General features: G+C 55.9%; 28 protein-coding genes and 1 tRNA gene. 12 read left to right on the top strand and 17 right to left on the bottom strand.

What is annotated here, in order from left to right; all coding sequences use genetic code 11:
* The first annotated feature begins 37 nt into the window (after window positions 1-37).
* The 3 genes from VGK23_11165 (at window position 38) to guaA (ending at window position 2181) form a co-directional block, all read left to right on the top strand.
* Complete coding sequence (locus VGK23_11165) at window positions 38-694, top strand: SOS response-associated peptidase (protein HEY3421099.1); 657 nt, start codon at window positions 38-40, stop codon at window positions 692-694.
* Window positions 695-766: 72 nt separating this feature from the next.
* Window positions 767-1234, top strand: coding sequence for a 5-(carboxyamino)imidazole ribonucleotide mutase (gene purE / locus VGK23_11160; GenBank protein ID HEY3421098.1), 468 nt, complete (start codon window positions 767-769; stop codon window positions 1232-1234).
* A complete protein-coding gene (gene guaA / locus VGK23_11155) occupies window positions 1234-2181 on the top strand; it encodes a glutamine-hydrolyzing GMP synthase (protein HEY3421097.1) in 948 nt (315 codons plus the stop codon). The genes purE and guaA overlap by 1 nt, the downstream gene beginning before the upstream one ends.
* On the opposite strand, the gene VGK23_11150 is transcribed toward guaA, so the two are convergent.
* Entirely contained in the window at window positions 2182-2913 is a 732-nt protein-coding gene (locus VGK23_11150; GenBank protein HEY3421096.1) for an HAD family hydrolase, read from the bottom strand. It abuts the gene before it with no gap.
* Between the two features lie 119 nt (window positions 2914-3032).
* On the opposite strand from VGK23_11150, the gene VGK23_11145 reads away from it, so the two are divergent.
* The 3 genes from VGK23_11145 (at window position 3033) to VGK23_11135 (ending at window position 4111) form a co-directional block, all read left to right on the top strand.
* Window positions 3033-3263: a hypothetical protein gene (locus VGK23_11145; GenBank protein HEY3421095.1), complete on the top strand. Its 231-nt coding sequence runs from the start codon at window positions 3033-3035 to the stop codon at window positions 3261-3263.
* Window positions 3264-3326: 63 nt separating this feature from the next.
* Window positions 3327-3902 (top strand): GMP synthase subunit A, encoded by a 576-nt coding sequence (locus tag VGK23_11140; GenBank protein HEY3421094.1) that lies wholly within the window; start codon window positions 3327-3329, stop codon window positions 3900-3902.
* 20 nt (window positions 3903-3922) lie between these two features.
* Complete coding sequence (locus VGK23_11135) at window positions 3923-4111, top strand: hypothetical protein (protein HEY3421093.1); 189 nt, start codon at window positions 3923-3925, stop codon at window positions 4109-4111.
* On the opposite strand, the gene VGK23_11130 is transcribed toward VGK23_11135, so the two are convergent.
* Window positions 4097-4495, bottom strand: a complete 399-nt coding sequence (locus VGK23_11130) for a DUF131 domain-containing protein (GenBank protein ID HEY3421092.1) — start codon at window positions 4493-4495, stop codon at window positions 4097-4099. The two genes, VGK23_11135 and VGK23_11130, sit on opposite strands and share 15 nt — an antisense overlap.
* A gap of 78 nt (window positions 4496-4573) precedes the next feature.
* Between VGK23_11130 and VGK23_11125 the strand changes: the two genes are divergently transcribed.
* Window positions 4574-5545, top strand: coding sequence for a hypothetical protein (locus VGK23_11125; GenBank protein HEY3421091.1), 972 nt, complete (start codon window positions 4574-4576; stop codon window positions 5543-5545).
* Between the two features lie 133 nt (window positions 5546-5678).
* A complete protein-coding gene (locus tag VGK23_11120; GenBank protein HEY3421090.1) occupies window positions 5679-6617 on the top strand; it encodes a hypothetical protein in 939 nt (312 codons plus the stop codon).
* Here the strand turns inward: VGK23_11120 and VGK23_11115 are convergent.
* The 3 genes from VGK23_11115 to VGK23_11105 all read right to left on the bottom strand — a co-directional run bounded on the left by VGK23_11115 (window position 6599) and on the right by VGK23_11105 (window position 8017).
* Window positions 6599-7075: a Mut7-C RNAse domain-containing protein gene (locus VGK23_11115; protein ID HEY3421089.1), complete on the bottom strand. Its 477-nt coding sequence runs from the start codon at window positions 7073-7075 to the stop codon at window positions 6599-6601. The two genes, VGK23_11120 and VGK23_11115, sit on opposite strands and share 19 nt — an antisense overlap.
* A 10-nt stretch (window positions 7076-7085) precedes the next feature.
* A complete protein-coding gene (locus VGK23_11110) occupies window positions 7086-7727 on the bottom strand; it encodes a 2,5-diamino-6-(ribosylamino)-4(3H)-pyrimidinone 5'-phosphate reductase (protein HEY3421088.1) in 642 nt (213 codons plus the stop codon).
* Window positions 7728-7819: 92 nt separating this feature from the next.
* A complete protein-coding gene (locus VGK23_11105; protein HEY3421087.1) occupies window positions 7820-8017 on the bottom strand; it encodes a PF20097 family protein in 198 nt (65 codons plus the stop codon).
* Between the two features lie 117 nt (window positions 8018-8134).
* Between VGK23_11105 and VGK23_11100 the strand changes: the two genes are divergently transcribed.
* Window positions 8135-8932 (top strand): PAC2 family protein, encoded by a 798-nt coding sequence (locus tag VGK23_11100; protein ID HEY3421086.1) that lies wholly within the window; start codon window positions 8135-8137, stop codon window positions 8930-8932.
* Here VGK23_11100 and rtcA read toward each other — a convergent pair.
* Window positions 8919-9947 (bottom strand): RNA 3'-terminal phosphate cyclase, encoded by a 1029-nt coding sequence (gene rtcA, locus VGK23_11095; protein ID HEY3421085.1) that lies wholly within the window; start codon window positions 9945-9947, stop codon window positions 8919-8921. The two genes, VGK23_11100 and rtcA, sit on opposite strands and share 14 nt — an antisense overlap.
* Window positions 9944-12667, bottom strand: a complete 2724-nt coding sequence (locus tag VGK23_11090; GenBank protein ID HEY3421084.1) for a cation-translocating P-type ATPase — start codon at window positions 12665-12667, stop codon at window positions 9944-9946. Before VGK23_11090 ends, rtcA begins: the two co-directional genes overlap by 4 nt.
* 332 nt (window positions 12668-12999) lie before the next feature.
* Between VGK23_11090 and VGK23_11085 the strand changes: the two genes are divergently transcribed.
* On the top strand, window positions 13000-14910 hold the full coding sequence (locus tag VGK23_11085; GenBank protein HEY3421083.1) for a cation:proton antiporter: 1911 nt from the start codon (window positions 13000-13002) through the stop codon (window positions 14908-14910).
* 71 nt (window positions 14911-14981) lie between these two features.
* Window positions 14982-15602: a DUF1638 domain-containing protein gene (locus VGK23_11080; GenBank protein ID HEY3421082.1), complete on the top strand. Its 621-nt coding sequence runs from the start codon at window positions 14982-14984 to the stop codon at window positions 15600-15602.
* A gap of 48 nt (window positions 15603-15650) precedes the next feature.
* On the opposite strand, the gene VGK23_11075 is transcribed toward VGK23_11080, so the two are convergent.
* From VGK23_11075 to rimI, 9 genes are all read right to left on the bottom strand, one after another.
* The gene (locus tag VGK23_11075) at window positions 15651-17120 is read right to left on the bottom strand and encodes an MFS transporter (protein ID HEY3421081.1); all 1470 of its coding nucleotides are present in this window, start codon (window positions 17118-17120) and stop codon (window positions 15651-15653) included.
* Window positions 17121-17298: 178 nt separating this feature from the next.
* Window positions 17299-17421: a hypothetical protein gene (locus tag VGK23_11070; GenBank protein HEY3421080.1), complete on the bottom strand. Its 123-nt coding sequence runs from the start codon at window positions 17419-17421 to the stop codon at window positions 17299-17301.
* Window positions 17422-17534: 113 nt separating this feature from the next.
* Complete coding sequence (locus VGK23_11065) at window positions 17535-18560, bottom strand: hypothetical protein (protein HEY3421079.1); 1026 nt, start codon at window positions 18558-18560, stop codon at window positions 17535-17537.
* Window positions 18557-18769, bottom strand: coding sequence for a hypothetical protein (locus tag VGK23_11060; GenBank protein HEY3421078.1), 213 nt, complete (start codon window positions 18767-18769; stop codon window positions 18557-18559). Before VGK23_11060 ends, VGK23_11065 begins: the two co-directional genes overlap by 4 nt.
* 505 nt (window positions 18770-19274) lie before the next feature.
* A tRNA-Gly gene (locus VGK23_11055) sits at window positions 19275-19346 on the bottom strand.
* A gap of 115 nt (window positions 19347-19461) precedes the next feature.
* A complete protein-coding gene (locus VGK23_11050; protein ID HEY3421077.1) occupies window positions 19462-19737 on the bottom strand; it encodes a UPF0147 family protein in 276 nt (91 codons plus the stop codon).
* 36 nt (window positions 19738-19773) lie between these two features.
* Window positions 19774-20115: an Lrp/AsnC ligand binding domain-containing protein gene (locus VGK23_11045; protein HEY3421076.1), complete on the bottom strand. Its 342-nt coding sequence runs from the start codon at window positions 20113-20115 to the stop codon at window positions 19774-19776.
* Window positions 20116-20202: 87 nt separating this feature from the next.
* The gene (locus tag VGK23_11040) at window positions 20203-20370 is read right to left on the bottom strand and encodes a hypothetical protein (GenBank protein HEY3421075.1); all 168 of its coding nucleotides are present in this window, start codon (window positions 20368-20370) and stop codon (window positions 20203-20205) included.
* A gap of 222 nt (window positions 20371-20592) precedes the next feature.
* Window positions 20593-21030, bottom strand: coding sequence for a ribosomal protein S18-alanine N-acetyltransferase (gene rimI, locus VGK23_11035; GenBank protein HEY3421074.1), 438 nt, complete (start codon window positions 21028-21030; stop codon window positions 20593-20595).
* A gap of 98 nt (window positions 21031-21128) precedes the next feature.
* On the opposite strand from rimI, the gene asnS reads away from it, so the two are divergent.
* A complete protein-coding gene (gene asnS, locus VGK23_11030; GenBank protein ID HEY3421073.1) occupies window positions 21129-22427 on the top strand; it encodes an asparagine--tRNA ligase in 1299 nt (432 codons plus the stop codon).
* Here the strand turns inward: asnS and VGK23_11025 are convergent.
* Window positions 22418-23476 carry a M20/M25/M40 family metallo-hydrolase gene (locus VGK23_11025; GenBank protein ID HEY3421072.1) on the bottom strand — a complete coding sequence of 353 codons (1059 nt, stop codon included), beginning with the start codon at window positions 23474-23476 and terminating at the stop codon, window positions 22418-22420. The two genes, asnS and VGK23_11025, sit on opposite strands and share 10 nt — an antisense overlap.

Here is a 23476-nt window from a genome sequence, read left to right as displayed (position 1 = left end):
CACATCCTTTATGCCCTGCCAGCTCCTATGGTAACGCGTGTGTGGCAGGTTCGCGCTGACCATTACGGCCAGGTTCTTCGAGCGTTTCGAGCTCCCTGAGGATTCGATCGCCCGCACCTCCCGGCTCAACATATCGCCAGGACAGCCAGCGCCGGTGATATTCGACCTAGAGGGAAGAAGGGTGGTCGAGATGCAATGGGGCCTCGTTCCGAGCTGGGCGAAGGATGTCAAGATCGGCAGCAAGATGTTCAACGCACGATCGGAGACCTTAGATGAGAAACCGTCCTTCCGTATCCTGTTGAAAAGAAAACGTTGTCTCATTCCCGCTTCAGGCTTCTACGAGTGGAAAAAGGAGGATGGAAGGGTGCCCTACGTGATCAAGGTCCGGAATCAGGACTACTTCGCCATGGCCGGGCTCTATGATGTTTGGCAGGGAGGTGATGGCAGTGTTCTGTCAACCTTCACCATTGTGACGACTGCCGCAGCCAAGGCCATGGCTGACCTTCATGATCGAATGCCAGTGATAGTCGCGCATGACATGGAGGCGGAGTGGATCGCACCCGGCGAGCTCGATGGTACCCTCGTCGATGAGATACTCAGGACCTATTCCGGATCTCTTTCGATAGCCCCCGCTCCTTCCGAAATGAGCCGTCCAGAGCCCAAAGTGGTTCCAGGCCAGCAAAGGCTGATCTAGACCATCGTTGGTCAATATCCGATCGCTGTCGTACCGATACTTTTTAAAACAAGAAATGGGTCAGTCCATCCAATGCCCGTTGTCCTCATCATCCTTGGAAGCAAGAGCGACCTAGAGATCGGCAAGAAAGCGCTCGCCCTGCTGCAAAAGTTCGGAGTCGGGTCCGAGATCGTAGTGGCCTCTGCCCACCGAACCCCTGAACGCCTCTGGAACATGGTGCGTGAGAGCGATGCGAAGATATTCATCACCGTGGCCGGGCTTGCGGCGGCGCTGCCTGGAGCGGTCGCTTCTTACACCACCAAGCCGGTCATCGGTGTCCCGGTGAGCGGGGCGGTCAACCTCGATTCCATTCTGTCGATCGTCCAGATGCCTCCGGGGATCCCTGTCGCCGCCGTCGGCCTGGACAGGGGCGAGAACGCAGCCATACTGGCGGTCGAGATGCTGGCGATCTCCGATCCTCGTCTTGCCACAGAACTGGAGAAATACCGGAAAGAGATGGCGGACAAGATCGAGACGGACTCCAAAGAGGTGCAGGCCTGATGTTCGACCCCAAGGAATTCACGGATGAGAAGATCGAAGAGCTGAAGACATCGATCAAGGGAAAGGCCATCATCGCCTGCTCCGGCGGGGTCGACAGCACTGCCGCTGCGGTATTGGTGTCCAGGGCCATCGGGGACCGGCTCCTGACCGTCTATGTCAACAACGGCTTCATGAGAAAGGGAGAGACCGAGGCGGTCGACAGGATGTTCTCCAGGCTGAATATCAACTATCGCCTCATCGATGCCTCGGACGAGTTCTTCGATGCCCTCAAGGGAATAACTGAACCGGAAAGGAAGAGGAAGATCATCGGGGAGAAGTTCATCAGGGTCTTCGAGCGTGAGGCCAAAGCGTACAAGGCCGACTATCTGGTCCAGGGAACCATTGCCCCTGATTGGATCGAGTCGGGGGACCATCTCCGCGACACCATCAAGAGCCACCACAACGTTGGAGGATTGCCAGACGACATGGAGCTGACGCTGGTGGAGCCCCTTCGCGACCTCTACAAGGACGAGGTCAGAAAGCTGGCAAGATATTTGCAGATCGAGGTCTCAGAACGCCAGCCCTTCCCCGGCCCGGCCTTGGCCATCAGGGTCATCGGTGAGCCGACCCGCGAGAACGTGGAAGTGGTGCGGGAGGCCTGCGCCATCGTCGAGGAGGAGCTGGAGATGGCCGCCGCGAAGAAGATCATGAGCCTGCCCTGGCAATACTTTGCCGTTCTCCTGCCGGTCCAGTCGGTCGGGGTCCACGGGGACAGACGTGCCTACGGCCGCACTATCGCGGTAAGGGCAGTGGAGTCGATCGATGGCATGTCCGCCGCTTATTCGCGCATACCGCACGAGGTCCTGGAGAAGATATCGACGCGCATCACCAATGAGATGAAGGCTGAAGTGAACCGGGTGGTCTACGATATAACCAACAAACCCCCGGCCACGATCGAGTGGGAGTGATCACGCAGCATCGTTCTCTTCCAGGATCGCCGTGAGTTCCGACCACTGATCGACCTTGGCGTCTGGAACTATGCTATCATCGGGCTGATAATAGTCCGATTTCTTAAGGACCGCTTTCATTCCGACCCCTAAAGCGCCCTTCACATCACATTGAAGGGAATTGCCTACGAAGATCGACCGGTCGGCGTCAGCCCCGAGGTTTGACAAGGCGATCTTGAACATCTTAGGGTGCGGTTTCCTCAGGCCCACGTCCGTGGAGAAGACCATATCGTCAAAATGGTCCGTGAGATGGAAATGCCCCATGTCCCTCTGAGGGTAATCGGATGGCAGGCCCCAGGCCACGTCCGACACCAGTCCAATGGCGTAACCCCTGTCCCGGGCCAGTTCCAGCATCTCGATCGTCCCCGGCACCAGCCTCCTGTCCTCGACCAGGACCCCATAGAATATGTCCATCCCTTCGACCAACATCTCGTCCGTGACATCACAGCCGTGTCGTTGGTAGACCGTGTCCAGGACCTGATACAGGGGGATCTCGACCAATTCCTTCTCCTTGCGGACCCGTCCATCCACCAACATCTTCTTCAGGTCTGACTGGAACTTGTCCGGCCCGGCCTCGCACCCATTCTCTGCGGCGAGCCGGTAGGACCTCTCGATGGCTTTGAGCTCGGGTGCCTCCCAGTTGCTATAGTAATCGATGAGCGTGTGACCCAGGTCGAAAACCGCGGCCTTCATGTCTGGCACTACCTCGATTTCGATTCTTAATACTTTTTCTTGACCATGCGGTTCATGGCGAAGATATGATGCGATCACTGTGGGAGGGTTGATTAGGTCAGCGATGCCATGGAGGGGCGATGTATGTTTGCGACCGCTGCGGAAAGAGCCTTATCGACGCCGTTGACCTGCTTCTGCTGTTATTGATCGCAGTGAACCTGATCTTTGGCATCCTTATCCTGACGACGGGCAGCTGGTTCGGAGTGGGCAGCCTTTTCCTGGCTCTGCTCTTCGGGGCGGGGTTCCTGATCAGGCGAAGGGAATGCAAGGCCTGCAAGTCGAAGGGAGCACCATCAGAAACGGGCAGATGAGGATAGGCCGCCCGAAGGGGCCGGACATCGATTTTATTAATGACCTGCCCATTGCATCACGCGATGAAGGTTTACGTCATTGACAATGGGGGTCAATGGACCCACAGAGAATGGAGGGTCCTGAAGTACCTCAAGGTCGATACGAAGATCCTGCCGAACACCACCCCGTTCGACCAGATCGGGGAGGTGGACGCATTGGTACTTTCCGGAGGCTCTCCGCACGTCGCCACGGACGACTGCCGCATGGGCTGCAACGGGGAATACCTGGACCGGGCTACATTTCCGATCCTGGGGATCTGCGCCGGGATGCAGTTCATGTGCACGCACTTCGGCGGCACCACCGAGGCCGCCAACCAGGCGGAGTTCGGGAAGGCCGCTCTCTATGTCGAGAAGGAGGACGAGCTCTTCGAAGGGCTGCCAAAGCAGTTCAATGTCTGGGAATCCCACAACGATGAGGTGAAGGTGCTACCTCCCCGGTTTGATATCCTGGCCCACACAGACGCATGTCCCGTTGAGGCGGTCAAGATGAAAGACCGTCCATATTACGGTCTCCAGTTCCACCCCGAGGTGGAGAACACCGAGCACGGAGAGGAGATCTTCAAGAACTTCCTGAAGGTGGTTCAGCGCTGGCACAGCTAAGCGCTGATGAGATCAAAGCGGTGCGCAGGGCGATCGACGTCATGCGAAAGAAGGACATTTTCGAGAAGGTCCTGGGCAAGGAGATGCGCCGGGCCGGGCTAGAATACCATTCATACGTTCGCATCATCAGCGAAATCCGCGAACTAGCCCAAAGCGAGAGGTTGGACCTGGTCCGGGCTGCCGAGGCATACCTTTCACAACAGAAATAGAACGATTATCGCCAGGACCACGATCGCTAACCCCGCCGCCATGAGCGCCATCTTCTTGTCCGTCCCGAACAGGATCGGTATGGGGCCTATCAGGACCACACCGCCTACCTTGGCCCGTCCGGGATCTGGTCTTTCTTGGCCATGTCCCGATTCTACTGCAGGGGCGTCATCATCCTCATAGAATGCCGGCGCCAGCGCGATCAGCACGATCCCGGCAAAGATCGCCAAGAGCGGCAGCATGCCGAAAGCATTATCGCTGGCAAAGACCGGCACGATCACCACCAGATAGAACTTGGTCAGGCCCGAATAGACCGTCCAGGCGGTCGTCACCAACCCGACGATGAGCAGGGCGATTCCCACGCCTCGTACCGTTGCAGAGCGCATCGCTCCTGATACTCCTCCCCGCATCTTGAAATTTACCCAGGGAACGTTGATAAGCCGGGAAGGGCAATAGAATCTGCGATGAGCGACGATATCTACTCTAACGTACTGGCCGATGAGTTCCTGCCGGGTGTGATGTACCCGTTCAACTGGTCTGTACTGGCTGAGATTATGGATTCCAGCTGGAACAGGATAAGGCGCGACCTTCGGGTGGAGGGGGAAGACCTACAGTTCGTGCGCACGTTCTTCCATCACGCTTACTGGAACCTCAGCAAGATAGCCGCCGTCCTGAAGACAGCGGGGGTGACTCAGACGATAATCGACCGTCTCTTCGAAAGCCCAATGGCAAGGGGATATTTCACCCTCGATGACGCAACGGCCGACCGGGTACTGGACATCGGCCGATCCGCCATCGCCCTGAACCTGGAGCAGGCCATCCTTGAATCTGAAGGACAACTGGTGGAGATCCAGCGCAAGCAGGGAAAATGGGAGACGGAGGAGGAGATGCTCCAGGAGTTCGACCAGGTGCTGAACGTGGTCCGCGAGGTGATATTCAGAGAGACCTCGGCCTGGCTGCTGGTAGGAATAAATTTCTCATTGCTGGACGAATGGACGGGCCACCTGCCGGACACGATCAAGAGGAAACATCATGAACCGGCCATCGTCCGGATGTCCCAGGAAAAAATGGATGAGGTTCGCTCCACAGCCAATCGGTTCCACTCATATTGGGAAACGGCACGGTCTGTCAGGGCGATGGGGAGGAGCATGGGGGAAGAACGGCTTTTCGCGTTGGGCGAGAGATTCGTAAGCTGGAACCTGCTGGAGGCCAAGGAGGATGTCAGATATCTCACGGTGCATGAGATCAGCCAGATAGTGAGCGGTGGATGCGCCACCAATACCTGCAACAACTATGCCCTGAGGGCACGGGTGAGGCGGACCGAGATGGACCAGCATTCGGCTGATGGACTACCGGCCGTCATTCGGGGCGAGACCGCCCCCATCCTACCTTGGAGGAAGGAAAGGAAACTCCCATCCCATAATGGGGAGAGGTAAGGACCAGTGTCGATGCAGGACTATTTTGTCCATATTTATATGCCAGACCGATAACCGGACGGTCAAGGTCATGTGGACGAATTGCACCAACGTATTTATGAGACAAGCATGATTAGGTGAGGTAGGTGTCCTTTTGACCTCGCTGAGAGCGGTTATCAGTGAGATACTTGAATCCCGGGATTTTCAGGTATTCGACCGGGATGGATTCCTCGCGGGGAAACGGAAGGAAGTCGAGGTAGTGTTCTTATTGCTGGTCGACTTGAACGACAAGGATTTTTCGGATTTCATGGAGCACTTCAAGGACTTCAAGGGCAAGCGGGTCATCGCCACCCTTCTGCCCTTGCCCGATGCATTGCTGTCAAAGGTCGACGACCGCACATTCGTATGGGACCGGGAGGCGATCGAACACGAGATCGGCCGGGTGCATATAGAGAGGATCGTGGGAGAGAAGGACCACGGCCTGATGGACGAGTTCGGTGCGGACGATTACCCCAAGATCGTTACCGCGGAGGATCTGGATAAGGCCGTGGACCAGGACTTTGGGGAGAAGATCGTCAAACCGATCGTGGATGTCGAGGACGTAAAACAGATCGCCGCCCAGACGGTAGCCGGTTTCCGGCATCGGCTGGAACTGGTCCCGCATTACGTTTTCGGCTACAAGGCTCCGCTGTACATCGATGACAACAAGCTCGGCGTCGAGACCGGGCTTTTGGCGGTGAACGGGCTGACCCATCAAGTAGACTCCTGGCCGGCCGACCTGAACATTGTCTTTTCGCTGGAGGTGACGCACAAGCGCCTGGAACCTCTCATCGACACCGAGGAGGCCAAGAACCTGGTCATGCAGGAGGTGGTTAGGAGGCACACCTTCGAAAGGGACGTGGTGAAAGAGGAGAACCACGTCACCATGACGGAAAAGAAGACCGTCTCCCCGAAGGCCGACTCGATCGAGCTGTCCGACATGGGCATCTTTTACCTGCCCATCTGGTGCATCGAAGGGGTCAAGGGCGTCATGATCCTGAATGCCAGCACCGGCAAGATAATATCAGAGGACTATTACCGCGAACTGTCCTGACCTGGTCGGTCCAACGCTTCCAACCTTTTCCTTATGTTCGTCCAGTGACTTCCTTTCCAGTAGTATTTACCGCATGATTTGCACCGAAAGAACTCTTCGTTGGAATGAAGCGCCCCTTCCGGCACACCCTCCGAAGCCTCCTGCCTGCCAATGAGCACGAGTTCGCCGTTGCATGCTGTGCATCTGGATAAATCTTCATCAAAAACCAGATCATATGCCGTCGCCACCTGCCTTATCTGGTCATCCAGGTTCCGGACGTCGATATAAAGACCTTGCGAACCCGCTCTCTCCGCCAACTTCTTGTCCCGGGTCAACAGGACCCGGCCCTCCTCTCTAGCCCGAAGCAAGATGTCGGTGTCGCTGCCGTCCCTTTCATACCGGGTATCGTAACCCATCAACCGAAGCCATCTGGCCAAAGACCCGAGCATCTCATCGGCGGAGAAACGCGGCATGTTCATGTCGATCCGATCACTGGCATCCCGGCCCCAGGCGCTCGTAGGTCAGGAGGACCCCATCTCCCAGCCTCTCCACCGATCGCAGTTCCAGGTGGACCTTGTCTCCTTCCGTGAAACCCTCCCCGTCCACCGGGCTGGGTGCCATCCTGCCGCCCAGGATATCGTTTCCGATGTAAACCGAATAGACATCGACCATATTCATCCGAAAAAATGACCATATGGTCTCACCTCCCCCTTCCACCATCAGGGTCTTGATCCCCATGTCGTGCAACTTGGGGAGAAGAATCGTAAGGTCCACCGTTTCCCCGCCGGCGCGCAGGACCTGGGCATTGTTCCAGGTCCTTGAGCATGATTCGTTCGTGACGATGAGGGTCCTTGCATTTCCGTTCAGAACCTTGGCCTCGTCCGGGGTCCGGCCATGGGAATCCAGCACCACTCGGAGCGGGTTCTTTTCCGGCGGGAGCCCCTTGACCGTCAAATGCGGATCGTCCGCCAATATGGTCCCTATGCCTACAAGTATGGCATTGACCGAGGCCCGTAGGGACCTGACCCTCTCCATGTCCTCGGGAGAGGATATCCTGGTCTGCCTGTGTTCCCTGGTAGCGATCTTGCCATCGGGGGACATGGCGCAATTCACCGTGACCCTAGGCCTCATGGACCAGAAAACCGTTCCGTCTGCATTTAAGCTTGTGGTCGTCGTCCCGCTGGCCATTATTCTACCAGACCGCTCGGTCTGCCTTAAAGCCATCAATAGTTCAGGACCAGCTGACGGCAGTCGGCACACCGGAAGCCATACATCTTGATATATCCCAACCAGTCCGGGCTGGCGAGGGTGTGCTTGTTCGACCTGTTGTATGGCTGACCCAACCATTTTGCCCCTCCAAGGAAACTGTCCGTCCTCATCATACCCGGTTCCATCTCCTTGCCGCAAATAGGACATTTCATCCTCCTCACTCCCCGCTCAATAATTATCGACTTCCAACACGTTAGTATTTTCTCTGACCGGAGGTAGGAACGTCCTCCGGCCAAAAGAAAAATAACCCCCTTGTCGTTATTCGCCCGATGAATGATTTTGAGGTCGTCGAGCTCCGAAGAAACAACTGCAAGGGCGCATATGTCATAGAGGGTTTCTCCAGCATCGGGCTCGTCGGTTCGATCACCGCCAATTACCTGGTGACACTTCTGGACCTGGAACAGATCGCCATCATTGATTCCCCTTACCTTCCCTCGGTATCCATTGTGCGCGAGGGAATCCCGTACAGCCCGGTCCGTATCTATTCCGGTGTCATAGGGCAGGGAAGTCCACAGAAGATAGTGGTCATCGTCTCCGAGTTCGAGCCCCCCCAGGATATCCTTAAGCCACTGGCCCAGACGATAATGGATTGGGTCGAGGACAAGCACTGCAAAATGGTCCTCTCCCCAGAAGGTCTGGCCAACAAGGCCGGGGAGACCAGCGTCGAGATGCCGGAGATCGAGATCGACAAGAAGAAGGAAGGAGATGACATCACGGTCTTCGGGGTGGGATCGACGCCGTTCGCCAGGGAGCTGCTTCTTCGCAACGACATACCGATCTTCGAGAACGGGGTCGTCGTCGGTCTTGCCGGAGTGCTTTTGAACGAGGGCGTGAACCGCAATTTCGATGTCGTGTCGATATTGTCAGAGGCCCACTCCGATTACCCTGATGCCCGGGCCGCGGCTGCCGCCACGCACACCATAGACAAGCTCATCCTCCATACCGGTCTGGACACCCAGCCATTGCTCGAGGAGGCAGCGGTATTGGAGCAGGCGCTCAAGGAGATCAACAAGAAGACCGGAGAATCGGAAGAGCTGGCCAAGAAGCGCTCCATCATGTATGGTTAGGCACGACCGATACTCGCTGGACGCCATCTTCAGATCTCGTGTCGATCTGAACATCAAGGAACTTGGAGACCAGATCCATCTGCGTCATGAAATGCATCGTCAGTTCTCTTACCAGGAAGGAGGACGGCCCCACAGCCAATGACAGATATGGAAGGATCTGGTCGGCGGCATGGGGGTCCAGGGTCTCGCCGGACCCCATCTCCTTGACAAGCGAGGTGGCGGCCAGTTCCCCCAGTTTCTCCGAACTGATGCCCTTCTCGCCCAAAGCGTCGCTGGCCAGGACAGTGTTCTCATATTCCGCGGCCAGGAATATCCCGGCCCCTATCGAGTGACCATGTCTTCGGTCCATGACCAGTCTGACCGGGGTATGTCCCACAAGGGTCTTCCTTGCGGTGGAGGCCATGCGGTCGGCGATGTGGTCAGGTAGCTTTTGGGTGAAGCAGACGCCCGATATCTGACGGAAATTCCCCCTTTCTTCCAGGTTCAATGGAAGGACACGCTCTCCCATCGACATCCCGACCACCATCTCACCCCCGCCCTGGGGATAGAAACCTCTGGCGCATGTCTTCACGTCGATGTCGTATCCTATTTTCCGCAGAAGCGGGAAAAGGACATGCTCCAGATAGTCCGAGGGCGGGGACATCCTCACATTGGTGCCACCGATGATGTCGAACTCGGACCTGGACCGCGTTCTGGCGCAGGCGAGCATACATGCCTGAAGGACCAGGGTGATGCTGCCGGCGGTGCCCACATCGAAATGGTAATCCCCGGCCTCCACGATGCCGGGCTCGAACGTCAACGAGGTCGAACCGACCATTGCCCCATCCACGGCGGCATGGCAGATCTCCGCCACCCCTTTGACCCCCATCAGATGTTGCGGGGCGAGGCCCGGCCTGTCTCTTCTGGCCCGGATGTTCTCCAACCTGAACGAGCGACCGGTCAATGCAGACAGCCCCAACGCTGTCCTAAGCATCTGGCCGCCGCCCTCTCCTTCCGAACCGTCGATCTCGATCATTCATTCACCCGGAGGGACCTTCTCCGTGATACCACTTTCCAGATCTCATTCACTACCAATCCCACCATCGCCATGGGGGCCAGCACTGCCCATTCCTCCCACCCCAATGGCGTAACGCGCAAGGCCGTGTTAAGGCCTGGGAGGTAGACGATCACCATCTGCAAGGCGAACGATACCAGGACCGCGATGATGAGCTTCTTGTTGTCCAGGATCCCGGTCTGTCTGATCGTCTTTGTCGGTGAACGGGCCGAGAAGACCAAAAGCAATTGAGCCAGGACCAGTGTGCAGAACGCGACCGTACGCGCTCTCTGGACCGCCTCCTCCCGTGAAAGGCCCATGATCATGGTGGCGTCCACATACTCCAGCTGAAAGGATATGAGCGTTGACGCAGCCATTATGGCCCCTAGGACAAATATTCTGTAGGCTGCATGGCGCGTTATGGGCGGCTCTTCGGGATCTATCGGAGGTCGCTCCATGACATCCTTCGGGGTCGGATCGACACCAAGGGCGAGCGCCGGCAGACCATCAGTGACCAGATTCATCCAGAGTATCTGGAATGGCAGAAGGAACGGGAGCATCAACGGGTCAATGTATATCAGGCTGGCAGCGAACATGGAGGCGACCTCGGCGCTGTTGCATGTCAGCAGATAGCTCACGAACTTCCGGATGTTCTCGTACACGCCCCGTCCCTCTTCCACCGCGTCGACGATGGAGGCGAAATTGTCGTCCACCAGTATCATCTGGGAGGATTCCTTGGCGACATCCGTTCCGGTTATGCCCATGGCTATCCCGATGTCCGCCTTCTTCAAGGCGGGCGCATCGTTGACGCCGTCCCCGGTCATGGCCACGATCTCCCCGTTCTTCTGCAGCGCCTCCACTATGCGGACCTTGTGCTCTGGCGACACCCGCGCGAAGACGGACACGTCGTTCACCCGTCGCGACAGCTCTTCGTTGCTCATCGCCTCCAATTCCGTTCCGGTGATCACCTCGGCCAAATCGCAACTGGGCAGGCACATATCCCTGGCTATGGACCGGGCCGTCAATGCGTGGTCTCCGGTGATCATTATGACCTTTATGCCGGCAGTGCGGCAGCGGACCAGCGCCTCCACCGCCTCCTTCCTTGGGGCGTCGATCATCCCCACCAGCCCCAGGAACGTGAGATCGTGCTCGACCGTTTCGTCCACAGCGACATTGGTGACATCCCTGCGGGCTATCGCCAAAATCCTAAGCGCCCTTGATGCCATCTCGTCGGCACGCTCGGTGATATTCCTCATGGCATCTTCGTCCAATATGCCGACCGAACCGTTCACGTCGATGGCGGAACACAGCGGCGTTACGCTTTCGGAGGCGCCTTTCATGTATGCGATGCGGCGGCCGCCAACATCATGTACAGTGGTCATCCGTTTCCGGTCGGAATCGAACTGGACCTCGAACACTCGTGGGTTGGCCGACCTGATGGCGTCTGGGTCCAGCCCCGCCTTCCTGGCCGTAACGATCAAGGTGCCCTCCGTCGGATCGCCTCTTATCTTCCATCGGTCTCGTTCCTTGTAGAGTTGGGAATCATTGCACAGAATTCCCGCCGTCAGGAGCTCGGTAAGGCCCGGGTCATCGCCAGGTTCGATCTTCCCGTTCTCGGTCGAGAATTCGCCCACCGGATCATATCCATCCCCGGAAACCTGGAGGTATTCCCCGGTGAACATCTCGGTGATGTTCATTTCACCCTTTGTCAAGGTGCCCGTCTTGTCCGTACAAATGACCGTCGTGCTGCCCAACGACTCGACCGCGGGCAAGCGGCGCATGATCGCATTTCTCTTGGCCATGCGCTGTAGGCCCAGGGCTAGGGAGATGGTCACTATCGCCGGCAGTCCTTCAGGGATGGCCGCAACCGCCAGGCTCACCGCGGTCAGGAACATCTCTTCGATGGCGACGCCTTGCAGGACCCCAATGAGGAATATGAAGACACAGGCGCCGACGATCCCTATACCTATCTGCTTCCCCAGGCGCCCAAGCTTCTTCTGCAGGGGGCTTTCCTCATCCTCTCCCTGGACCATCCGGGCGATCCTTCCCAGCTCGGTGCCCATGCCAGTGGAGACGACGACCGCACGGCCCCGGCCGCTCAGAATGGAGCTTCCCGCCATCACGATATTGGTCCGGTCCGAGACCAGCGTGCTCTCTGGAAGCACCACACCATGGTCCTTGCTCACCGGTACTGACTCTCCGGTCAGGGCCGCCTCGTTCATTTTGAGGTTGAAGGAATCGGTCAGGCGGGCATCCGCACCTACCTTATCCCCGGTCGTAAGGATAATGACATCCCCTGGGACAAGGTCCTTCGAGGGGGTGTCGATCTCGTTTCCTCCTCTCACGACGGTAGCGCGTGGCGACGCCATGTCGCGAAGGGCTTCGATGGTCTTCTCGGCCCGGTACGTCTGGAAAAAGCCCAATATTGCGTTCACCGCCACGATCACTATGATCACTATGGTGTCGATCCATTCCTCTGTCGACCCCTTCAGGAGCGCCAACGTTCCAGAGATCAATGCTGCCACGATCAGGACGATGACCATCAGGTCCTTGAACTGCTCCAGCAGCAGACGCCAGGGGGACAGGGTGCGTTGATTCACCAACTCGTTCGGTCCGAACTCCTTCAGGCGTCGGACGGCCTCCTCCGCCGGCAGGCCTGCCGGGGAAGAGCCCAGGCTCGACACGGCCTCCTCTGCGCTCATCGAATGGAAATCGCCCGACAATTGATCAGCCTGCGGAAATGATTGCATTCGAAGGCGGATGATGTTTTCGGCGGTAGTTGGGGTAGGGGCTGGCAGGACGGTCGGGACTCCATTCCAAAATTCGTCCAACAATTATCTGGCACAATACGCTTTTATATCTTTCAGGCTATTAAGATGGTTAGGGATGCACTAGCCTGTACTCTGGACGAGTCGTGGGCATATCTTGGATAAAACGGTCGAGCGATACCGGGGAACTGGCAAATCCATAATGCGCGATCCACTTGGTAGTCGTAGCCACCGTTACATGTCCGCATCACTGGGCTGAGACATAGATGGTCGCAACAGAGGAGATAATGTTCGAGGTGGGCATGATCATGCTCGTCTCCTTCATCGGTGCCGCTTTGGCCACGAGGGCGAAGCAGAGCGTTATCCTAGGCTACATAGTAGCTGGCGTCCTGATCGGCCCTTTCATCCATTTCAACATCTTCGGTTTCCAGTATGATGGATTGATGAAGGACACTAGCTTCGTTTCATACCTTTCCACGCTGGGCCTGACGCTCCTCATGTTCTTTGTCGGTCTGGAGTTCAGCGTCAGCAAGCTGAGGAAGACCAAATCGTCGGCATTCCTCCTCGCTCTGATCAATACCGGCATCGATTTCTTCCTTGGCATACTCATAGGCATGGCCCTTGGCTGGCCCATCGTGGACACAGTGTTCCTGGCTGGTGTCATCGCCATGGGTTCCGCCGCCATCACCGGCCAGTCCCTGATGGAACTTCAGAAGATGTCCAATCCCGAGACCGAGTTCCTGCTGGGCATGGTCGTGGTGGAGGATTTCCTCTCCATGATCCTGATGACCATCGCAGGCGGATTGCTGTTCAAGAGCGGGAGCGACAACCCCCTGACGCTCACAACGATGATCGTCGGTGTGCTGGCCTTCTACTCCTTCTTCATATTCCTGGCACTGGTGGTCATACCCAGGTGCGCCAAGCACTTCGAGAACATAAAGAGCGACGAGATGTTCGTTCTGTTCGCGCTCGGTCTGGTCTTCCTTTCCTCGGCAATGGCCGAGGTTTCCGGGGTTCCTGCGATAATCGGGGCCTTCTTCCTGGGCATGGTCTTCGCCGAGACCAAGATAGCGGACCGTTTGAAGGACCGCATCAGCCCATTCAAGGACGCCCTCGTGGCCGTGTTCTTCATATCGTTCGGCATGCTCATAGATCCCGGGATGTTCCCGACGGTCATCTGGATAGTGATAATTGCGGTGCCAGTAGTGATCCTGGGCGACCTGCTGCTCACCGGAGCGCTCGCCTATTTCCTGGGCTTCTCCGGCAGGGCAGCCACTTTCATGGGATCGTCCATGTGCAGCAGGGGTGCCGAGTCCGTCATGTTCGCCTCGGTAGGTTCAGGGGCGGCCGGGTTGACCAAAGCATCCCAGCTCAATCCATTCGCTGGGACGTTCTGTTTTGTCCTGAGCATTCTCACACCGATCATGATGAAGACCAGCGATTCGATCTACAAAGGCCTTAGGCGGATCGTTCCGGGCTTCGCCAAATACAGCTCATCGCTCATGAACAGAACGATGGCCAAGCTGATCCTCCCCTCCTCCCTGAAGCTGTTCCAGCGGGACAGGAAGATCGAGGTCCTGCTGTCGGTCTATTTCATCGCCCTGGTCGGCATCATGATCTCGGGAAACGAGCTGGCATTCTTGATGTACATCGCCGCCCTGGCCGTCTCCATAACGGTATATTTCATCACGGAGCAGGAACTGCGCCCCATAATCAAGACCATCAGCTACGATAATCTCGGTGTCCTGACCAAGGACCCGAAGCCGATCTCGAGCTTTATCAGCAGTTTCATCTGCGGCAGTCTCCTGACGATCGCTTCCACGGCATTCATCTTCAGAATAGAGTGGTATCTATGCCTGTTCGTCTTCCTGGCATATTTCCTCGGATCCCTGGAGCTCATGCGGAGGACCCACAGGCTCACCACCGATCCGATGACGCTGTCTCGTGTCGAACAGCAGAGAGTGGAAAAGGACGGGATCCAGTTCCAGAAGGCCGCCAAGAAGGAAAATCCGACGATCGTCAGGGATGTGAACACCATAGAAGTGCCTCTCCCCCGTTTCGATGACGACATGAACTGGGATCCGCCTGCCAAGCCAGTCGAGAGGCGATCGGGCAACCCGGACGAGGCTCAAAGGCGGGATGGACCGGACGATGACAACAGGTGGAGACGGCTGTAGACCACTTCCGGCTAAGTTTAAATCACTGGAAGGGACATCCATCCTCGTGGCCTACGGCGGGATTTTCTAAGATGCGCATCGGAATCATTGCCTGCGATATCTGGAGACGTGAGATAGACGCGGTCGTCGGCAACGACCCCGACATCGTTCACAAGGAATACCTGGAATTCGCGCTACATGTCGATTCAGCAAAGCTCAAGGCCACGGTGATCGAGCGGGTCAATTCGCTGGAAGGTAAGGTGGACGCGGTCTTCCTGGGGTATGCCATCTGCCAGTCATTAAAAGGGGTCAAGGAAGAGCTAAGGGTACCGACGGTGATGCTGGATGCCGATGACTGCATCGGCGCCCTTTTGAGCCCGCTGCGGTACGCAGAGGAGAAGCGGAAGGTGACCGGCACATGGTTCAATACTTCCGGCTGGGCGGAGATGGGGTTGAAGGGAGTGATCAAAGAGCTTCGTCTCGATTCCGCCATCGAGCAAGGATATGAACCGATGTACTTCGTGAAGATCCTCTTCGCTGGTTATTCAAGGTGCCTTTATATCGATACCGGGGTGGGGGAAAAGGAGCGTTTCCAGGGTCTCTCTGAGCAGTTCTCCAACCAGGTTGGCCTTCAGCATGAATGCACGAGCTGCGGCCTGGACGCACTGGCCAAAGCTTGGAAAGACACGAAGGCGTTGGCCTTGCAGCAGTGAACGCGGCTTCCAACATCGGATCCATGAAATCTGTTCTAGCCGATTCTTCTACTTCGCTGGAAGGTCCTCGGGCGCGATATCGCACTCCATTTCCCCTTTCTTCGGGCGAAGGAGGACGGCGCATGCAAGTCCGATGAGCGAGAACGCGGCTCCAATGATCCATGTGGTCACATATCCGTTCTCGGTATAGACCGGGCGACCCAGGATGATTTGGGTGTAGTTCGACAAGATCACGACGGCCAGGACTGGCCCGATCGCCCCGCCCACCACTCTAAACAAGGTGTTCATCCCCGACGCCACACCGAACTCGCTCTGTTTGCAGGTGACCACGACGAGGTTGATCATAGACACCATGCACAGGGCCATTCCCGCTCCCGTGATGAATATCGAGATCACGATCCCCACCCAATCCGTATGCATGAATACCAGTGTGGCGAATCCGAGGGCCATTATGGCAAGGCCGGACATCAGTACCTTGTCGGCCCCGAACTTCTTCGAAAGAATGCCGCCCATCGGGCCGAAGATGAGCTGGGCGATCGCTGATGGGAACATGTAGAGCCCGATCACGAAGGTATCGGATATTCCGAAGAAGCCCCCCGCCGCCTTAGGGGTCTCAAGGAAGAACGGTAGCGTCTGGAACATCAGGAACATGCAGAAGCCGATGAAGATGGCCGTTACGCTGGCATCCAACACACCGCGGTTTCTGAACATAGACAGGCGGACTATCGGGTCCTTTGTCCTCAGCTCCAGCTTGGTGAACAACAGGAACATCGACAAGGCAAGCACAAACAGGGCCAGGACCAGCGGGCTCGCCCATCCCCATTCTTGTCCTTGGGTCAGGCCCAGCAGCAACGAGAACACGCCGATCCCCAGAGTTGCGGCTCCTGCCATGTCCAAGGACCCCCTCTTCACTATGATAGGGTCCTTGATGAGGAACATTGTAAGGATGGTCAGTGCCGCGAAGAACGGGACGACGACGTGGAACGCATCATACCAATGGCCGACGGAGGTGATATAGCCCCCGCCCAGCAGGCCGAGGGAAACACCGACCGAGAACATCGCACTGACGGTGCCGATGGCGGTGGGTATCTTGTCCTTGGGGAAAGTGTCGCGTATGATTCCGAAGGCCAACGGGAACATGCCCATTCCTATGCCCTGAACTCCCCTGAAGAAGATCAGAACGAAGATCGAAGGCTCGCCGAGCAGTGCGCGGGATATGTCCAGCGAGAACCCGCTGCCGAGCAGTCCTATGATGTAGATGCACATGACGTACAGCATGATCCTCTTCTTGCCGTACATATCGCCCAGACGTCCGGCCAGAGGGGTGGCCACGGCGCCTACCAGCAAATAGATCGATAGCACCCAAGAGATCCACTGAAAGTTGTTGAAGTCCACTCCTACGTATGGCAGGGCCGGAACAAGCATGATCTCGATGAACATGACCATCATCGCGACCGATGCCAAAATCGCAAGTATCCTCCAATTACCGTTAGATTTCTCTTGTTCTCGAGGGCTCATCAATCCACCTGTTAATGTTGAGAAAGGCAATGCAGACCAATTGCTGGTTTCAACTCACAAGACATGACCATCTATATAATTCGACCGAAAAAGATATTGTCGGCCGCATAACCCAGGTCAAAATTCGACCAAGGATAACCGAGTTTTTGACCATCAAGACATATCGGAGCCAAGGTACCTAAATATCCAGGCCGAAACCGTTGACGAACGCTTCCATGCGCTGGAACTCGGTAAGGAAGTGCCTACCCTTATCGGTTATCTCGTTGATCATCCTGTCCTTCTCCTCAGACCTTTTCAGCAATCCTCCTTCCTCCAGGTTTGGTAGGTATTTGGTCGGGCTTCGCTCGTAATCGTGAAGTAAAAGAAAGGTGGGGCATTTCGCCCCATTTGTGGTTTCGAGCTGCGCAGTTCCACTTACACTGTAGACAGGGTCGTAGCTCTTGGTGCCATCCTGCTCAATCCTTTGATGTTCCCCACACCCGAGCATCCATCGAATGAGATGCTCGGTATTTTCTTGGCATTGAACAAGAAACCTACTGCATACTGTGGACCTACCGTTCCGTCGCCGTTAACAAAACCCGCTGGCTTTTGTCCATTATAGGATGCGACACAATCTGTGAACAGCACTCCAGTGACCGAGGCGGCATACTCCATGTGGAAACCGGATTCCAAGTTGTATTTGGCAGTGCATCTGGTGAGTAATACGTTCGAGACGCTACCAAGTTCACACACATCGAATCCCGTTGCCCATTTATTGAAACGGGTGGAATAATATCCACAATAATTGGCGGAGCAATCAGTGAATTTGATATTGGCCTTCTGACCAGTGCCGGTCAGCAAGTATCCAAATCCATCCACTCCCTCCGCATGACAATCTGTGAATGTCACTCCAGAAATTTTGTAGGGGCTTACCGCGATCAAGCCAAAGGCGTAGTCGTTACCGTGACAACGGTAGGCCGTCACGTGGTCGATCGTTATTGCTGTAACAGATGAACGCGAGGCCAGGACCTCTATGCTGCCATATCCTGTCATTCTGAAGTTGCTGAACGTTACGCCATTCTTATTATACACAACGAATTGCTCGGCAGAGGCGGACGCATCGTTGAAATTGAGCACCGTACCGGTGGGTCCGTCACCATCACCATATAATTTGGCGCCGGAGGCCGTATAGATGGCTGTGCTAACGATGTAGTTGCCCGCGGGCACGTATGTGACCTTGTTCGCCTGGCCCATGGTCCAGGTAAGCGCCTTGCCGAAGTTGGTTCCTGTATAGACAACCGCCCCGGTCGAGCTAAGAACCTTCGAGCCGACGATCTTATAGTTATAGCTCGGGACGGCACTGGTGACCTGCAAACTTACGGACAGCAATGAAATGACGATCACTATGGATCCGAGCATCAGGGCGTAGTTTTTCAATCGGTGCTTGTTGAAGAATCTCATTCGAAACAACCTCTCGTTATTCCCGAGGCAATCTCGAAGGCGCCCTTTTTCATCGCCTGATCGCCGATCTTCCAAGCGTTGTCCCTTGCTTTGTTCGCTATGCTGTTAAAAACGGACAAGGCCACCGTCGTAGCCGGTCCCGGTGCGACCGGAACAGCTGTCCTGGTGACAGCCGTCCCGAACTTGTCCCTCTTCAATGTTGATCCCATCCTAATATTTTCATCTCCTTTTTCGTTACGTTGCACTGATCAGACTGGATGGAGACTGCCACCACAACGATCTCGATGATCGTCGCAGGGTCTGTCTCGTATGCTAGCGATCGGAAGAAATCGCTCAATGAGGCATACAGCCTGAACATCTGGATCAAAAATGGATCCCGAGATGTTGATTGCAACTGATCTGATGGCAGAGAACATCACCCTCGACAAGGGTCTCTTCCATTATTCTCCCCTGTTCAGGAGATTCGATCATACATTATAAACAAAATTATATGGAAATTTGTTATCATATAGTTCCTGAACAGTTCATATTGTCTAAAATATGCAATTAATTAATAATAAATTTTACAAAACGAAATCGCCAAACTATTATAGTAGGTCCGTTGCCTGACCTAGATTTCTCCTATCATGTTACATTCAAAACATGGTATACCGTTTTCGGTAATGGCAAAAAGGCCTATGATCCTAAGATCAGCTGAATGGATAAGATAAAAAGTGCGGCCACCGGGATTCGAACCCGAGTTCGAAGCTTGGGAAGCTTCAGTCCTAACCACTAGACTATGGCCGCCTGTGCGCTACCAAATCCAGCACAATATCTTAATCTTTTCTGACCCAAGACACTGCCAGCATTTGCCGGAAGATGGCCCCTGGAGGCTAATCAGTTTGTTCGAAGAAATATGTCCTCACTTCGGAGCTGCCGCGAGCAGGTTCTCCAGCTCGGTGATGATGCGATAGATGATGGTCCTTCCATGCATCGGTATGTTCGGGTCGTTCGCCAGATCGTCCAGCTTTCCGATCGCCCCGGCCACCCGGACATCCAAGGCTGCGCTCTGCTCCAGCTTTGCCTTTGCCTCTGTGGCTCCGCGCCTGATGTTCCGAGGGACCGACGTATCCTCGGCCAACTGGTCCAATACTTCCAAAATTTGACCCATCTTTTGCTTGACATCAACTACTACCATGTTAACACCTCTTGAGACTAATTTGCACCATGAAGCCTATTTGTTCGGCTCCTGCGATTCAGCTACGATCTTTCCCCTTTCCTTGAAGGTCGTGACCACCATCAGAGTCTTCGTGTCCTTCACTCCATCGATGTTCGAGATCTCGTCCACAAGGAACCTCTTGAGCTGATTATAGTTGTGGAACTTGGTCTTGACAACGATATCAGTATCACCAGTGACCAGGAAGACATCCTCCACAAGGGCATACTTGGCCACCTTTTCCGCGATCGTGTCTGCGGCCTTGGTATCGACCTTGAGGTTAATAATCGCAGTAACCTGCTCCTCCCCGTAGTAAGAGGACATTACCGTATCAATCTCGTTACCTTCCTTTTCTTGCACCTGAACCCCTCCTAATGGATGGAGCCCAAGTTATCCAGAAGCATCTGCCTCCAGAAGACCGTGGCCCGCTTTCTTGGCCTGGCACGCTCAGATGGAGGTCTCGAACTCCTCTTGAAGGTCGATGATGACCTGTTCGAGGACTTCCTCTAGGTTAGAACTTTGGTACTCCCTGAGGCCACCAAGGTCGCTTTGTACACGGGCAATGTAAGTGTTATTGTTCTTAAGGAACTCGACGTTGCAAAGTGACTCTTCCATTTACGCACCCCTAGCCAACAATCTGCGAGTGTTGATGACAACCACCAATAATAGGTCTATTACTTAATGGTTTCCGAGGTCTATTGATATTTCACAAAACGCACCCAGATATGCCATCAAAATACCCATAAAAGGTTACAATCATTAAAGGGCGGCCGGTTATCTTCTATTTTTCAGGCGGCTAGACAAATCGCTGTCCGGAATCTCAGAAAACCCGTCGATCTATAGCTTCTTCTCCATGTAGAATGCGTCCTCTCCCTTGGAATAGTAGTCAGGAATGGTCCCTTTGATACGGTATCCTTCCTTCAGGTAGAGGTTCACCGCCACTTCGTTGGTGACGCGTACCTCAAGGGAAACAGAGTTTGATCTCAAAGTCCTTGCGCGGTGTTCGATCTCCCTCATCAGTTCAACTCCGATCCCCCTTCCTCGATGCCTCTTATCCACGGCCAGCGATAGAACGCGGCTCTTGACCCCCGGCTCAGTGTAGGCGGTGGCATACCCCACGACGATTCCATCCATCTCGCAGACCAGGGTCTCGAACTCCTCCTCGTTCACGAACATCTCCAGGAGGTCCCTGTTGAACCTTTCTTCCTGAAATGATTCCTCTTCGATGCGCATCAGGTCGTCCAGGTCCTGTGGGGTGGCCTCTCTTACGCGCATAACGTTCCATCCTGACAACGGATATTAATAAGATGTGGCCAGGTCCACCGAAATAAAAAGATAGTAGAGTGCCATTTGTAACCCTGGTGGGTATTTAGATGAGTTCCCCTGTGCCGATAAAACAGCTGCTGGACTCCCCGGTCGTTGGGGCAGAGACCGCCGTTAGGGGCTGGATATACCGCACCAGGAGTAGCGGCAAGATCGTCTTCGCCGTGGTGAGGGATTCCACCGGCATAATCCAGGTCACGGTGAAGAAGGGGGCTCTGCCGGACGGGGATTTCGACCAGTCAGTTGCCTCCGCCATCGAATCATCGGTCACGGTACAGGGAACTCTGGCAGAGGACAAGAGGGCTCCCGGCGGTTATGAGATCAGGGCTACCGGGTTCACGCTTGTCGGTCCTTCGCAACCTTTCCCGATCACCGAGTACCAGAGCGAGGAGCTTCTCCTCGACAACCGGCACCTCTGGATAAGATCGCGCGAGCAGAACGCGGTGATGAAGATCAAGAGCAGCGCCATGAAAGGTGCCCGCGAGTGGCTGGACGAACAGGGTTTCACCGAGGTCACTCCCCCGATCTTCACCCAGAATGCCTGCGAGGGCGGGGTCACACTGTTCAAACTCAAATATTTCGATCGGGAGGCGTACCTGAGCCAGAGCGCACAAATGTACCTGGAGGCTCTCATCTATTCCCTGGAAAGGGTCTATTCCATCACTCCCTCCTTCCGGGCCGAGAAGTCCCGGACCACCAGGCATCTGACTGAATACTGGCACCTCGAGCTGGAGGAAGCATGGACGGACAACGCCGGCAACATGAAGATCCAGGAAGAGCTGGTTTCGGCGATGATCGCAAAGATCGTCGATGAGAGGCGAGACGAGCTCAAGCTGGTCGGCAGGGATGTCGATCAGCTCAAGTTGATCGTTCCTCCGTTCAACCGGGTCACCTATGCCCAGACCATTGAGAGGCTGAAACAGAAGGACTTCAGTATCGAATGGGGGCAGGACCTGGGTGCGCCGGAGGAGAGAGCGGTGACGGCCGACGAGTCGCTACCTACTTTCATAACAAACTTCCCCAAGGAGTGCAAGGCGTTCTACATGAAGGAAGATCCGGACGACCCGCGCACGTACAAGTGCGCCGACCTGCTGGCCCCCGAGGGTTACGGGGAGATCATCGGCGGATCGGAAAGGGAGACAGACCTGACCAAGATTTTGGAGAGGCTGGAATCCCAATGCGTACCGGTCGATTCGTACCAGTGGTACCTGGACCTGAGGAAATACGGCTCCGTGCCGCATTCCGGGTTCGGGCTCGGGGTGGAGCGCATAGTGCGCTGGGTGTGCAAGCTGGAGCACATACGGGATGCCATACCGTTCCCTCGGACGGTTTCCCGGGTCTACCCCTGAATCAGGGTCTTGGCAAGGTGGATGTATAACTGAACGGCCTGCTCCAGCTGGGCCATCTCCACGAACTCGTCGGCGGTGTGGGCCACATCGGTATCGCCCGGACCGCAGATCAGGATATTGGGGTTGACCTTGGCATAGACCGCCGCCTCCGTGGCATAGGGCACGGCCATCGGTTCTTCCCTAAGATAGGCCGTCGCCGCCTTGACCAGGGGCGATTCGGGGTCGGTCCCGAAAGCCGGGAACTCGTGAAGCAGCGCGAGCTCGCAATCCTCGCCTTTTAGCGTCGCCAGGATCGATGAGAAGACCTCGTGGGCGCTCATCGATGCCGGAAAGCGTACATCCAGATCCACTTCGCATTCGTCCGGGATGACGTTGTACATGTCCCCGCCCTTGATGGTGGTGGCGTTCATGGTCAGGCCTTCGGCCGCCTCCCGGCCTTCCGCATTGAGCGCCCCGAGCTTATCCAGCAGGCGTGACATGGTCATGATGGCATTCTCGCCTAGCCACGGCATGCTGGCATGGGATGCTTTCCCGAAGGCCTTTACCCCGACCCTGGCCACTCCCTTCTCTTTGTAGACCGGTCTCATGTTGGTCGGTTCGCCGATCACGATGGCCCTGGCGTTCTTGGCGCCGTGGGTGCGGATGAGCGCATTCGCCCCGGTCATCAGGTCCTCCTCATCGGTGGTGAAAAGGAGATAGCAGTCCAGGTCGTCCGCCATCAGCGCCTTGGCGGAGTGCAGCATGGCCGCGCATCCGCCCTTCATATCGGCCGAGCCACGACCGAACACCTTGCCGTCCGACATCTCCCCCTGGTCCTTGGTCCAGCGGTCCCCGATCGGGACCGTATCCAGATGTCCAGACAGGGCGACCCCCCGGAAACCGTTGTAGGCGCATATCGCCGGGTAGCGCTTATCACCCACGATGTCCACCTCCATGCCCAGGTCCTTGAGCCAGTCTGACGCGTACTTGACGATCTCGTCCTTGTTCTCCCTCTCCTCGCTCCCGATCAGGATCATGTCGATAAGTGTCTCAACTACGCCCTCAGCCAA

The sequence above is a fragment of the Methanomassiliicoccales archaeon genome, assembly GCA_036504055.1.
Taxonomy (GTDB): Archaea; Thermoplasmatota; Thermoplasmata; order Methanomassiliicoccales; family UBA472; genus DASXVU01.
This window is presented reverse-complemented; position numbering and strand designations above follow the sequence as displayed.

Excerpts from the sequence above, each read along its gene's own strand:
- purE (HEY3421098.1), top strand. The coding sequence starts at position 767 with ATGCCCGTTGTCCTCATCATCCTTGGAAGCAAGAGCGACCTAGAGATC.
- guaA (HEY3421097.1), top strand. The coding sequence starts at position 1,234 with ATGTTCGACCCCAAGGAATTCACGGATGAGAAGATCGAAGAGCTGAAG.
- VGK23_11150 (HEY3421096.1), bottom strand. The coding sequence starts at position 2,913 with ATGAAGGCCGCGGTTTTCGACCTGGGTCACACGCTCATCGATTACTAT.
- VGK23_11145 (HEY3421095.1), top strand. The coding sequence starts at position 3,033 with ATGTATGTTTGCGACCGCTGCGGAAAGAGCCTTATCGACGCCGTTGAC.
- VGK23_11140 (HEY3421094.1), top strand. The coding sequence starts at position 3,327 with ATGAAGGTTTACGTCATTGACAATGGGGGTCAATGGACCCACAGAGAA.
- VGK23_11130 (HEY3421092.1), bottom strand. The coding sequence starts at position 4,495 with ATGCGCTCTGCAACGGTACGAGGCGTGGGAATCGCCCTGCTCATCGTC.
- VGK23_11125 (HEY3421091.1), top strand. The coding sequence starts at position 4,574 with ATGAGCGACGATATCTACTCTAACGTACTGGCCGATGAGTTCCTGCCG.
- VGK23_11115 (HEY3421089.1), bottom strand. The coding sequence starts at position 7,075 with ATGAACATGCCGCGTTTCTCCGCCGATGAGATGCTCGGGTCTTTGGCC.
- VGK23_11110 (HEY3421088.1), bottom strand. The coding sequence starts at position 7,727 with ATGAGGCCTAGGGTCACGGTGAATTGCGCCATGTCCCCCGATGGCAAG.
- VGK23_11105 (HEY3421087.1), bottom strand. The coding sequence starts at position 8,017 with ATGAAATGTCCTATTTGCGGCAAGGAGATGGAACCGGGTATGATGAGG.
- VGK23_11100 (HEY3421086.1), top strand. The coding sequence starts at position 8,135 with ATGAATGATTTTGAGGTCGTCGAGCTCCGAAGAAACAACTGCAAGGGC.
- rtcA (HEY3421085.1), bottom strand. The coding sequence starts at position 9,947 with ATGATCGAGATCGACGGTTCGGAAGGAGAGGGCGGCGGCCAGATGCTT.
- VGK23_11090 (HEY3421084.1), bottom strand. The coding sequence starts at position 12,667 with ATGAGCGCAGAGGAGGCCGTGTCGAGCCTGGGCTCTTCCCCGGCAGGC.
- VGK23_11085 (HEY3421083.1), top strand. The coding sequence starts at position 13,000 with ATGGTCGCAACAGAGGAGATAATGTTCGAGGTGGGCATGATCATGCTC.
- VGK23_11080 (HEY3421082.1), top strand. The coding sequence starts at position 14,982 with ATGCGCATCGGAATCATTGCCTGCGATATCTGGAGACGTGAGATAGAC.
- VGK23_11075 (HEY3421081.1), bottom strand. The coding sequence starts at position 17,120 with ATGAGCCCTCGAGAACAAGAGAAATCTAACGGTAATTGGAGGATACTT.
- VGK23_11065 (HEY3421079.1), bottom strand. The coding sequence starts at position 18,560 with ATGAGATTCTTCAACAAGCACCGATTGAAAAACTACGCCCTGATGCTC.
- VGK23_11060 (HEY3421078.1), bottom strand. The coding sequence starts at position 18,769 with ATGGGATCAACATTGAAGAGGGACAAGTTCGGGACGGCTGTCACCAGG.
- VGK23_11050 (HEY3421077.1), bottom strand. The coding sequence starts at position 19,737 with ATGGTAGTAGTTGATGTCAAGCAAAAGATGGGTCAAATTTTGGAAGTA.
- VGK23_11040 (HEY3421075.1), bottom strand. The coding sequence starts at position 20,370 with ATGGAAGAGTCACTTTGCAACGTCGAGTTCCTTAAGAACAATAACACT.
- rimI (HEY3421074.1), bottom strand. The coding sequence starts at position 21,030 with ATGCGCGTAAGAGAGGCCACCCCACAGGACCTGGACGACCTGATGCGC.
- asnS (HEY3421073.1), top strand. The coding sequence starts at position 21,129 with ATGAGTTCCCCTGTGCCGATAAAACAGCTGCTGGACTCCCCGGTCGTT.